Source organism: Paenibacillus sedimenti (assembly GCF_014534655.1).
GTDB lineage: Bacteria > Bacillota > Bacilli > Paenibacillales > NBRC-103111 > Paenibacillus_E > Paenibacillus_E sedimenti.
The window spans coordinates 738,356-750,894 of sequence record NZ_JACVVD010000003.1; the positions used below are offsets into that span (position 1 = coordinate 738,356).

The 12,539-nt window shown below is 44.4% G+C and carries 10 protein-coding genes; 1 reads left to right on the forward strand and 9 read right to left on the reverse strand.

All coding sequences use genetic code 11. The features are described from left to right. Positions 1 to 12: 12 nt before the first annotated feature. The 7 genes from thrS to ICC18_RS12195 all read right to left on the reverse strand — a co-directional run bounded on the left by thrS (position 13) and on the right by ICC18_RS12195 (position 8,397). The gene (gene thrS, locus ICC18_RS12165) at positions 13 to 1,929 is read right to left on the reverse strand and encodes a threonine--tRNA ligase (RefSeq protein ID WP_188174635.1); all 1,917 of its coding nucleotides are present in this window, start codon (positions 1,927 to 1,929) and stop codon (positions 13 to 15) included. 621 nt (positions 1,930 to 2,550) lie between these two features. Continuing rightward, a complete protein-coding gene (locus tag ICC18_RS12170) occupies positions 2,551 to 3,456 on the reverse strand; it encodes an S-layer homology domain-containing protein (protein ID WP_188174636.1) in 906 nt (301 codons plus the stop codon). Positions 3,457 to 3,547: 91 nt separating this feature from the next. Then, positions 3,548 to 4,816: an ATP-binding protein gene (locus ICC18_RS12175; RefSeq protein WP_188174637.1), complete on the reverse strand. Its 1,269-nt coding sequence runs from the start codon at positions 4,814 to 4,816 to the stop codon at positions 3,548 to 3,550. Positions 4,817 to 4,962: 146 nt separating this feature from the next. After that, positions 4,963 to 5,385 carry a MarR family winged helix-turn-helix transcriptional regulator gene (locus tag ICC18_RS12180; protein ID WP_188174638.1) on the reverse strand — a complete coding sequence of 141 codons (423 nt, stop codon included), beginning with the start codon at positions 5,383 to 5,385 and terminating at the stop codon, positions 4,963 to 4,965. 190 nt (positions 5,386 to 5,575) lie between these two features. Next, entirely contained in the window at positions 5,576 to 6,085 is a 510-nt protein-coding gene (locus tag ICC18_RS12185; RefSeq protein ID WP_188174639.1) for a hypothetical protein, read from the reverse strand. Positions 6,086 to 6,203: 118 nt separating this feature from the next. Beyond that, a complete protein-coding gene (locus tag ICC18_RS12190; RefSeq protein ID WP_312029521.1) occupies positions 6,204 to 7,196 on the reverse strand; it encodes a dienelactone hydrolase family protein in 993 nt (330 codons plus the stop codon). 79 nt (positions 7,197 to 7,275) lie between these two features. Continuing rightward, on the reverse strand, positions 7,276 to 8,397 hold the full coding sequence (locus ICC18_RS12195) for a glycoside hydrolase family 88 protein (RefSeq protein ID WP_188174641.1): 1,122 nt from the start codon (positions 8,395 to 8,397) through the stop codon (positions 7,276 to 7,278). Between the two features lie 103 nt (positions 8,398 to 8,500). On the opposite strand from ICC18_RS12195, the gene ICC18_RS12200 reads away from it, so the two are divergent. Then, a complete protein-coding gene (locus tag ICC18_RS12200) occupies positions 8,501 to 9,382 on the forward strand; it encodes an AraC family transcriptional regulator (RefSeq protein WP_188174642.1) in 882 nt (293 codons plus the stop codon). A 203-nt stretch (positions 9,383 to 9,585) separates the two neighbouring features. On the opposite strand, the gene ICC18_RS12205 is transcribed toward ICC18_RS12200, so the two are convergent. Both ICC18_RS12205 and ICC18_RS12210 read right to left on the reverse strand, forming a co-directional pair. Continuing rightward, entirely contained in the window at positions 9,586 to 11,220 is a 1,635-nt protein-coding gene (locus ICC18_RS12205) for a response regulator transcription factor (RefSeq protein ID WP_188174643.1), read from the reverse strand. A gap of 159 nt (positions 11,221 to 11,379) precedes the next feature. Continuing rightward, positions 11,380 to 12,531, reverse strand: a complete 1,152-nt coding sequence (locus tag ICC18_RS12210) for a glycoside hydrolase family 88 protein (RefSeq protein WP_188174644.1) — start codon at positions 12,529 to 12,531, stop codon at positions 11,380 to 11,382. Positions 12,532 to 12,539 lie beyond the last annotated feature (8 nt).

The following is a 12,539-nucleotide window of genomic DNA, read 5'->3' on the forward strand; positions in this document are numbered from 1 at the left end:
CTGTACCCGAGGTCATTTCATACTCAAATTAATATCGTTAACGATTTGCTCAGCAATCTCTGAAAGTGACTTCGAACCCATGTCGCCTTCCCCGCGCTTGCGGACGGAAACCATGCCTGAACTTTGCTCGTTTTCTCCAATGACTAGCATATAGGGCACTTTTTCTAACTGTGCTTCCCTAATTTTGTAGCCCAGCTTCTCGCTTCGGACATCTACTTCCACACGAATGCCGACATCTTCCAATGTTCTTTTCACTTGAAGCGCATAATCGATAAAATGGTCCGAGACCGGCAAAATTTTCGCCTGTACAGGTGAAAGCCAAGTAGGAAAAGCACCGCTGAAATGCTCCGTTATAATTCCGATGAATCTGTCGATCGACCCATAGACTGCACGATGAATGACGACCGGGCGATGTTTCTGGTTGTCTTCACCGACATAGGACAGGTCAAACTTTTCTGGCATCTGAAAATCAAGCTGCACCGTTGCACATTGCCAACTCCGCTTAATTGCATCCAGAATATGAAAATCTATTTTAGGTCCGTAAAAAGCCCCGTCTCCTTCATTCAGGCGGTACTTAACACCGTTGTTATCCAGAACATTTTGGAGTGCTGTTTCAGCTTGCTTCCAAAGTTCATCCGACCCCATTGAATCTTCCGGTCGAGTTGACAGCTCCATTGTATATTCAAATCCAAACACACGATAGATCCGGTCAATCAATGCGATAACCCGACTGATTTCTTCCTCGATTTGATCAGGCCGGACAAAAATATGCGCATCGTCCTGGCAAAAAGTGCGGACCCGCATCATTCCGTTTAATGCGCCGGAAAACTCATGGCGGTGAACCTGGCCAAATTCCGAGAAACGCAACGGCAGTTCCCGGTAGGAATGCAGGTTGTTTTTGAAAATAAGCATGTGTCCCGGACAATTCATGGGTTTGAGTGCGAATTTTGTTTCATCCACTTCTGTAAAGTACATGTTCTCATGGTAATGATCCCAATGCCCGGATTGCTCCCACAATCGTTGGTTCATCATAAAAGGAGTACGAACTTCCTGGTATTCCTGCTTCGTCTGGATTTCGCGCGAAAAGTTCTCGAGTTCGTTACGAATCACCATCCCTTTGGGCAAGTAAAACGGCATACCCGGTGCTTCCTCCGAAAACATGAACAAACCAAGTTCTTTACCGAGCTTGCGATGGTCGCGTTTCTTGGCTTCCTCCATCAAAATCAAATGTTCCTCCAGCTGCGCTTTTTTGGGGAAGGAAGTGCCGTAAATGCGCTGTAGCATCTTATTGTTGGAATCCCCGCGCCAATATGCGCCGGCTACACTGAGAAGCTTAAAAGCTTTTATTCGGCCTGTAGATGGTAGATGCGGCCCGCGACACAGATCATGAAATTCTCCTTGATCATAGATCGTAATGACTGAATGCTCAGATAAATCTCTAATTAGTTCAAGCTTCAGTCCCTCACCCTTTTCTTTAAAAATTTGAATGGCTTCCTCACGGCTAACCACGCGTCTTACGATCGGCAGGTTCTCAAGAACGATTCTTTCCATTTCTTTTTCAATATACGAAAGGTCGTCAACGGATAAAGGTTTTTCGATATCAACGTCATAGTAGAAGCCGTCCTCAATAACCGGACCAATCCCCAATTTTACAGCGTGCTCCCCATAGATGCGTTTAAGTGCTTGAGCCATAAGATGCGCTGTACTGTGCCTATAAACATCCAATCCCTCTCTACTTTCGAGCGTAACGATTTCCACATGGCTGTCTTCGGCAATCGCTCGATTTAAGTCTACCGGCTCACCGTTGATTTTACCGGCTACGGCATTCTTTTTCAGTACTGGACTGATCGATGCTGCCACTTGCTCAATCGTAATGCCCTCATGATACTCTCGAATTGCTCCGTCGGGAAATATTACTTTAATCGCCATTTTCATTCCTCCATTAGCTGAATTCATTAATATGAACACAAAAAAACGCAAATCGCTCCAAGGGACGATTGCGCTCGTGGTTCCACCCTAATTGACTCGCTGATGCCGAGTCCTCATTGGTTTCTGTAACGGGAATTCCCGGCGAAGTTTACACTCATGGCATAAGCATGATTTCAATATCGCAGCTGCAAGGCGGTAAATATCCCAAGATAAATCCGAAGGGGATTTCAGCCGGTGTCCCCTCTCTCTGTACGGTATCTATGAGATTTCATGTCCCTGGTCGTAGCTTTTATCGTTTCTGGAAAAAGCAAAAAGCGCACTAGTCCTAAAAGGGACGAGTGCGCTCGTGGTTCCACCCTGATTCGACTGCTTCAAAAAAGCAGATCCTCATTGTTTCTGTAACGGGAATTCCCGGCGAAGTTTACACTCATGCAAATCCATGATTTCAATATCGCAGCTGCAAGGCGGTAAAGATCTCAAGATTACACCGAAGGGGATTTCAGCCGGGTCCCCTCTCTCTGAACGGTATCCATAAGATTTCATGTCCTTGGTTAAAGCCTTTATTAAGAAATGATATTAACGAACGAGAAATCGAATGTCAAGAATATTTTTTGAAAAATATTATTTAACAGCTGCAAGCTCAGCCTCTGCTTTGTATTTGGAAGAGATGTAAGTTACAGCTTTAGGTTCTGTAATTACCGTTGCGTTCATGGAATCCGGCTTAGGGTCCGTCAAGGTATACGTGATGACCGCTTTGCCATCCTGCTCAAAGCGGATACCGGTTATTTCAATGCCATAACCCGCAGTAGGTTTGGATTCGCGGGACAGCGTCACCTTGTTGATGTCGTCGCTTACTTTCTCAACAGTTACTTCAACATTTTCAGTCGGTGCAGGCTTTTGCGTATGTGCATCAAGCACTTTGCCAGCGTTGTAAACCCAAGTCGCCGCTTCACCGCGGGTAAGCTCGGCCTTCGGATTCAGCTTGCCGTCTTTATCAAGCTCCGCGATTTTGTACAGAAGCATACGCTGCAGCGCACCCTGATACTCAGGCGTAATTTGATCGGCGTCCTTGATCTCGATGTACATCTTGATTAACGGAAGATCGCCATGTTTTTCTAATGCACGAATGAGCAAATTCCCGAACTGTTCACGAGTAATCGTTGCATTAGGGTTTACATCCTTGGGAATTTCCAAGCCGTTGTAGTGTGCAATGATGAAAGCTTCCGCATACCAAGCGTCGTTAGGGATGTTCGTATATATGTCCGATGCAACCGGCTGTTTAATAAAGCGCAGCAAATCCATATTCAAGTTCAGGCCTTTTACGATGATCTGAACGCTTTGCGCAAATGTAATTTTGCCTTTCGGCACGAAATGTTCATTATCGATTCCGCTTACAACGCCGCGGCTTTGTAAAGCAGCGATTGCTTCCGCTTGTTCGCCTTCAACATCTGAAAATGCGAATGCCGTGTTAAATGTCAAACTCCCTAACATTACTGAAGTTATAGTTAATGCTGCTAATTTTTTCATAGTAACTATTCTCCTGTCAATAAGTGATTATTTTTAATCCTCTAGAGTAACCTTATTAACGGATAGCGACAGGAAAAGGTTGCATGGCCTCTCAAAAAGATTTCCGTCCCCCCACATATAGAGGTACAGTTATCGTTACTTTTGTACCGATCCCTACCTTGCTATCGTATGTGATTTGTCCGTTCATGCTTTCGATTATTCGCACTGCCAATGCTGTGCCTAAACCTGTACCTACTTCTTTTGTCGAGAAAAACAACGTGCCTATTCGCGAAACTTGTTCACGAGTCATCCCTTTTCCGTTATCCTTGATCATAATTTGAGCTTGGCTTTCTTTACATGTTAAACGTATCGTCACTTCTCCGTTGGTCGGAGTTGCTTCAACAGCGTTCTTGACAACATTGATCAATGCTTGCTGCAGTTGTCCGCGATCCGTATGTATAATGATATCTTCCTGAAGGTCCGCGGTTATCAGAATTCCACTATTACCAGCCATTGGTGTAAATAGAGCGGATATGTTATTTAGAAGATCGGTTAATGAAAATGATTCCATTTTGGTCAATTTGGGTTTCGCAAAATTTAAGTAATCGTTAATGATAGACTCTGTTCTTTCAAGTTCTCCAAGTGCGATATCCAAATATTTCTGGTTTTTCCCGCTCTCGTTCGGACGCATCATCTGAAGAAACCCTTTAACAACCGTTAAAGGATTACGTACTTCATGTGCGATTGAAGCAGCCAGTTCTCCCAAAGTTTTCATTTTTTCATTTTTTTGAATCTCCAATTTCATAGCTAGTCTTTCATGACTAATCTCCTGCAACATCGCCGACAAGCATGCCGCTAATGCTTGAAAGATACCGAAGAATATGACGGCAAGAACGGGATTGTAATCAAAATCCATAGGAATTTTATTCAATCTCGTAAATGAAATTAAGATGAGCAGCATGATAACAGAAGGGATCAGAGAAATGAATAACGTCATTTTAATTCGACTGTTTCCTGCCATTCCTTTGACTTTGCTAGAAGCGAACAATAAGGCTAGAAAGGTTAACGTGATGCTTATATATCCGAATAAAAGTGCATTGCCGCCGAGATAAGTACGTGTCATTAAAATAATTACATAATTGATTGCCGCAGCAATCGGCCCTCCATAAATCGCCGAGATGATTAGCGGTACGTACCGCAGGTCCCAAAATAAATGAAGAGCCTGATAGGCAAATAATAAACTAAGTGCTGACGATACGCCCTGGAGAATTCCGAAAACATAGGCTGACTGCGCTTGGCGCCATTTTTCCCCGAAAGCGATAATAACTAACGTAGGAGCAAGAACAATTAAAATGTTCAGAAAGAGTTTTTCGATCAACATTAGTTAGGTTTCACACCTCGAGATAGCAGTGTTATAACGCGTTATTTACGAACTTAGTTAACACCCACTTTTTCTACATGAAGATCAAATTCCCTTCAAACATTTAAGTTATATTTTCTACTGCTGCTAACTTAATTGGGACCAGCCTATTTTTCTAATTTTTCACTCGTTAATTCAATTTCATCGGATAGCTTTGCTGCGCTTTCTTCGCCGAGAATGGCACTATACCGGCCATGCAGCTTTTTAGATGCACGGCGAATCTCTTCTTCCAATTCCTGGCCTTTAGAGGTCGGATATATAAGCACCGTTTTTCCGTGCACTTTTCGTTCAACCAACTGTTTCCCTTCCAGCTTATCAATGAAACGAGTTAGCGTCGAAGCAGTGATATAAAGCTTCTCGGCTAATTCTTTTTGTGAGATTCCCGGCGCACTAATGACGAGCCTGATCAGATAGCCATACATGGGAGTAAGGCCTGTCGAAGCAAATTCTTCTTCAGCCATTTTGGTGATCGCTCGACTTAGTCGATTCGTCGTAAAAAATAAACACGTATGAAGGAAGTCGTCATCCATAGCTCTGAACCCCTTTTTCGTATTTTATATTTTGTATGTACAACTGATTTAATCATAAATATTGAAATTGTCAATACTGGATTGTATACGAGAGGAAATATCCTGATGTTTCTGTTATCGTTATGATGTTATCCAATAAAAAGACAGCCAAACCGCATCATCAGCGGATTAGCTGTCTTTTTTCTTGTTTTTACGCCTGCTGCGTTGTATTTTCAAAAGCTACCCGATTGGACTCGGCGAATTGCTGCAGCTCCCCGGCAATGTTTGCGACATCGAAAAGATTCATGCGTTTGGAGTACACCCACCGCGTCTTATTGTCCAGTTCAATGACCACAGAACCCGGCTTATAAATAATTTGTTTAATATTTTTAGCTTCAACAACAAGTTCCCTTGAATATCCTCTTTTCGCAAGACTCGTCTTACCTACCTTTAAATAGGGGCGACGTGCAAAATACATTAACAAAGCGACTAATAAGTACCCGCAAATCGTAAACAGATACATGCCGTTCTGATCAGCCTTTGTGTAAGTAGCTGCTAAAAACAGAAAAATGATGAAGAACAGTAAAGGCAGCAGTAAGCTCCGTCCTTTAAACACCAAAGGTTTTTCAGGGTCGGAGATCGGGGCTTTCCCTTGCTTCGACCTGGTTATATTCGCTTTTTTTGCATTTTTACTAACCATTCTTTCCCACTTGCGCGACATGCATGTACCTCCCAGTTTGCTGCTACCATATAAGGACTTGTAGAGCTTATCCTTATTTCACTGGAAAGTTGTCCATTTGTCAAGCAAGCTGCAAGACTTTATCGTATATTCCAGATTATTACGCGAGCGTCCGCATTAGCCAATCAAACGAAACTCGTCCGCTTACTTCGTGAGCCCCCGGGAACAAATCGCAAGTAAGCTGATCTCCGGCGTTTTCGCGCTCATAGATGGACTTTAACTCCCGAACTGCTTTCTCAAAACCGGCGGCCGGGAAGATCGGGTCACGATCGCCCGATTCCAGAAACAGCGGACGCGGTGCAAGGAGTCCCATCAATTCGGGAAGCTCGGCATGCATGAGAATGCCCGGCATGAAGTTGCAGATGCAGTGATGCACGGCCATGATACTGTCCTTGAATGTATTCGGAAATCCGATCAACACGGATGACCGGATTCGTTCATCCAGCGCAGCCGCCACATAGGCGATCAAAGAGCCGCCGGAGAAGCCGACGATGCCGATTCGCCCTGGATCGACCTGCTCAAGCCCGCTGAAATAATCGAGAGTGCCCAGCATTTCATTTACTCTCAGTCCTGTCAAGGTTTTGCCGAGCATCAGCAATTGCGTCGACATCCGATAACATGAACTAGGCGCGTTAGGATCCTCCGCAACATCGGCCTCCATTCGGCGTTCGCCGAAGCCGATGACATCCGGCGCGATGACAAGCATCCCATTACGAACCAGCTGCACGGCAAAATGGTTGTAAATATCCGGCTTGCCCGTATCCTCCGTACCATCCGCCAGCATACCGCATATTTGCCTGCTGCCGTAGCCGTGCCCATGCACGGCGATCACACCAGGGAGCTTACCCCTTGCTCCGGCCGGTTTCAATATGTAGGCGCCGAACGAAAGACCCGGAATTACCGACAGCTCGACGCGTGTTCTTGTATACCCTTCACATGCCTTCTCTTCCAGTACGACAGAATGGATTTGTGACGATCGCTCAAACTCCCCTAACGAATCCTTGAGGGAATGGAGCAACTGCTCTTTCCGCTGTGCTGCCGACTCCGAGTGCTGTTCGCGCCACTCGCCTGCCTGCCTATATAACTGCTCCAAGTACGCGTCTCCTGTCCACAACGAGAACACCTCTTTTCTCTTTTTCATTTTCTTGCTAATACTACTTTAAAAGGCATGTTTAGAAAATGCGGTGTTTCCAGCCATTCAACTTGGACACGGCTTCAACATAATAATAGTCGCCGAAAATAAGCGATACATCAATGAACGAGGTCCCGCTGCCGGTACCATGGAGCAGAATCGCTTCATGCTCCGGTTGATCCCAGGTAGCATAGTTTTCAGTGAGCGAGCGCAAAATTTTCTCCGCTGCTCCGCCGTACAGCCCTTTCTCTCCTGCCGGTACCAATCCTGCAAGCTCCAGCAGAGCGGAAGCGGCGATGGATGCAGCCGAGCTGTCACGGGACATTCCTTCCAGCGATTCCAGGCGGAAATCCCAGTAAGGCACATGATCCTCCGGCAGAGCCGCGATGAAGTAATGCGCGATCCGTTTCGCTGTGTGCAAGAACCGTACGTCTCCCGTGTGCCGGTATGTATGGATGAAACCGTATAGTCCCCATGCTGTACCCCGACTCCATGTAGATTCAGCAGCCAAACCCTGACCGCCGAAGTTCTCGATATAGGCGCCTGTTTCGGGATCGAACGAAATAATGTGTTTCGTCGACCCGTCTTCCCGGATGCCATGCTGCATGGTCGTCTCGGCATGACGAATGGCGATATGTTTATACCTCGGATCTCCCGTTACCTTGTGGGCCCAGAACAAAAGCGAGATATTGAGCATACAATCGATGATGACCCAACCGGGAACCGGTTTACCGTCAGGGCCGTTATTCCAGGCACGAATGTAGTTCCCAACCGGATTAAACCGTGCAGCCAAAAAGTTCGCCGCCTCAATACCTCTGCGCAAGCCGTCCTCATCCCCGGTCAACGTGTGCTTGATCACAGCCGTCGGAAGAAACTGAAAGCCAACGTCATGATGAAGCTCTAATGTCGGTTTAACGAACCATTCTTCCAGGATGCCGTCCCATCGCCACGCGGCTTCCTTGTAATGTTCCTTACCGGTCATATCATGCATAATCCAAAGTATCCCCGGCCAAAAGCCTGTCGTCCACCAATCGGAACCGATATCGTCAAATTTGCCGTCTTCCCCCGCGAAGTGTGGACATTTATTGCCCATCTGTTCGATCGTACGGGTTACCTTCTGATCAAGTCTTTGCATAACGTCTTGCCAGTACGCTATAACCATGTTGAATACCTCCAGTTTTTTCTTCATTATATCGCTGGGGCTCACGCAAAAGTTATGCTACAATGTGAGAAAATGTTGATATTTTGTCCTAAATGGAGGATCTATGAATCGACTGTTTGAACCCGTCCGCTTTGATCGCAAAGACATCGTTTGGGATTATCTGATCCGCACTGAGAGCGATTTCAAAGGATATTATCACTGGCATCAGTGCTGTGAAGCGGTTTTCGTGCACGAAGGACAAGGCAGTATTGTTCTCAATCGGCAGGCATACGAGATCAAGCGTGGAATGTTTTTTTTCTTTCAACCTTTTCAGCTGCATCGCGTTCATGCCGTCGTAAGCCCCGTAACTCCCTATGTTCGATCCATCTTCTATATTGACCCAAATTGGATACAGCGGCAGCTGGCTGTGTTTCCCAAGAAGCAAGCCTTGTTTTCAGCTTTATGGCAAGGAGGCGAACGCAATCATGCTTACGATCTTTTCCAAAATGCGGGAGTGCTTGAATGGACGTACGAGTCGTTCAACCGTTGTTACACGAGCGGCAAAGGAACTCAAGAAGATATCCTTTTAATGATAGCGCAAATTTTGAATATTTTAGATACGGAAAATGACGACAGTAAAATAAAACTCACGCCTGAGATACGAAGACATTCGCGTTATTCGGAAACGGTCATGCGCTGGATCGAAGAGCATTATCACGAAGACGTGAGTCTGGAACGATTGTCGGAAAAAACGCACCTTTCAACCAGCTACATCTCCCGTGTATTTCGTCAGGAGACAGGCAGCAACATTACGGATTACTTGACGGCGAGACGCATGAAGCAAGCCTGCAGGCTGCTCGAAACCACCGACTTGCCGATTGAGGAAATCGGCATTCGATCCGGCATCCCGAATACGTCCTACTTCATACAGCTGTTTAAGCGGGTTGTTGGAACGACACCGCTTCAATATCGAAAGGACAGAATGACTACACATAGGACGAAATGATCTGAGCATATGATTGGAGATAAAGAATAACGGGGTGATTAAAATGACTAAAGAATCAATGACAATTGGACAGTTCATGCTTAGATCGCAAAAGCATAACCGACCTCGTCGATCTGTATTCATAATAAGGATCCCAGGAGGTAGAAAAACGGCTCGATTTATTCGATATATCTCTACCTGAAAGTTTTGTTGCCGCTTACCGGTTAACTATTTTTATCCCGGTATTCGCTTGGGGTCACATGCATCTCTTTCTTAAAGAGCCTTATAAAATAGGCAGGAGAATCAAAGCCAACTTGCGGAGCAATATCTTGTATTTTCAGATCTGTCTCTCTTAGAAGCGATTTGGCTTTTGCAATCCTTAAACCAGTAATATAATCTGTCAGAACAGTTCCTGTCATTTGCTTAAAGAAGCGCGATAAATAAGAGGGATTTAAATGGACCATTCCGGCTAAACGGGTTAAGGATAATTCTTCGTTCAAATGTTTCTGGATAAATTGCTTTAAATGTTCTATTAATTCATAGGATTTATCGATAACTTCCTTCGATTTAAACTGAAATACCAGTCCGGATACTTCCAATAAATATCGACAGCTTGAAACCCATGTTTTATGCTCATCCATAGATAACATAGAATGAATATCGATATCACGTCCTATCTCCGCAGTTATGTTCAGATTGTTCATATAATTGATAAGCATCATAGCGACCGTAAAGTAATATTGGCGCTGTATAAAAGGACCTAGAAGCTTGATCTCATTAACCATTTCCAAAAAAGTCTTTTCAAAGTCCTCTTGCTGCCCGCTTTCAAGGCAAACCTCTAGTTGACTGATTTGCTTACGGAATAAGACATATCCAATCTCATCGATTTGATTCTGCCCCACATAATGTTCACTTAAATTATCCTGTTCCATGAGAATGATTTCTTTGTTTTGTCCAATTCCACGCCTTAATAAATGAGTAAGCTTCGCAATCTGTTTCCCTAAACCTTCCCAAGGAACCAATCGAGCACTGAGAAACATGGAAATGGGCAGTTTGATCAAGCTTTTGCAGGTCCCCTGTATGGAATCCAGCGTTTCTTCCACAATATGCAGAAAGCGAGCTTCCGCTTGTAATTTCAGCTTTGGCTGCAGCATAAAAAGCAGTTGATTGGATTGTACGGATAGACTTATCAGAATCGTATCCTGAAGATACTCCTCCACAATATTGTGAATGGCATAAAGCAATAGTGATTTATCAGAATAGTTCATTAACTCAAACCAGTCGTCGACTCTGCAAATGAGCAGCAAAACAGGAGCATCGGCATGCAAAGGAATCTGCAGATCATGGAAACGTTTGATTCTGCTTTCTGTTTGCTCCGGCTTTGCATCATCTGTCAAACTGATCAAATACTCTTTTTGAAGTATCGGAACCGCTTCCTGCATGGTTCTTTTTGCTTTTTGCAGCAGCTGCTCCTCTTCCAATTGAAAGGAGATATCCTTTACTGCTTTATGAAAAGCTTCAAGTATCTTATCCTCCCCCTCTGTTTTCAGAATATAATCATATCCACCGGCTCGAATTGCCTTTTGGACATAATTAAAATCATTGTACCCGGAAAGAAAGATGACTTTGCATCTAGGCCATTGCTCTACAATGAGTTGCTGCAGCTCAATCCCTGTCATGCCCGGCATTCGGATATCCGTAAAGACAAGATCAATTTTATAGATGGATATCGTTTCCACCGCTTGAGCAGGCGTATAAGCACGATAAATCTCCAGATCCGGATTACCCATTCCCCGAAATGTTTCAAATAACCCGTCTACGATAATCGGTTCATCATCAACAATCATGAGTCTGAACAAAGCTAGTAACCCTCCTTGTCCCAGTTCGATTGGGCTGTCACAGAACTCTCCCACTTTCATGCTAATATACAAGCATCTGATTTACACTCAACAATCTTTACATCTTTAATTATACTTTTTTTACTACTATTTGGATTCCAAATTCCCCTCACTTAATTCCTACCAATACAGCTGCCAATCTTTCGTCAACCGAACCAATGCTTCAAAGTAATAATAGTCACCCCAAATGCAGCACTCATCTACACCGCTATTATGTGGCTTGCCGTATACAGCGTGCAGCAATATTCCATTTGATTCGGGAGTATTCTTCGTTGTGTAGTTTTCTGTGAGAGAATGAACGATTTGCATCGCTGTAATCTCATATAAGCTTTTCGTTTCATCAGTAACCGGCAAATATTTCGCATGTTCCAGCATACCGCAAGCAGCTATAACTGCTGCAGAGGAATCTCTTTCTTCAGGTCCGTCTACAAACATTAAATCCCAATAACAGATGAGATCTTTCGGCATCCGTTCCAAAAAGTACTGAGTAACCCGCTTGTTTGTTTCCAGAAACTCAGCAGCTTTTGTGTACTTATAACTAAGTGGAAATCCATATAAAGCCCAAGCTTGACCTCGGGCCCAACATGAATCGTCGGAGAAGCCTTGATTGGTTTTCCCGAATCGGGGTTCTCCCGTAAGAACATCAACGTAATAAGTATGAAATGTTGTTGCATCCTCACGAACCAAGTACTGAGCAGCCTTTTTCGCATGATTGTAAGCTGCTTTATGATAGCTGGGATTGCCGGTGACTTCGGTCGCCCAGTACAACAGCGGGAGATTCATGCAGCAATCGATAATCATGCGGCCCCTTTCTTCCGGGTCGTTCAGATTCCCCCACGCTTGAATGATGCCTGCCTTTTCAAAATACCTCTCCATTAACAGGTCAGCAGCTTTTATCGCGGTTTCTTTTGCTTGTTCATTTCCTGTCAAACGGAATGCGGCTACGCAAGACAATGTAAACAAAAACCCAAGATCATGTGTGTCCGTACAAATTCGATTGGTTGCTTGACGGGTAAAATCCTCGAGTTGAATCTCGGCAACTTTGCGATATTTATCATCCCCTGTGACCTCATAAGCGAGCCAAAGCATTCCTGTCCAAAAGGAAGACGTCCATTGAACATTATCTATGGCCGGATAAACAAGGTTTACGCTCGCAGGTGCAGGATATTTGTAAGTAAATATATCGAGATTCTCATCAATCTTTTGTAAGACATGCTTAATCGCAGTTTGGCAGTATGCCTGATCAATGAATGGTTTATTACTATTCGCCACTAAGTTTC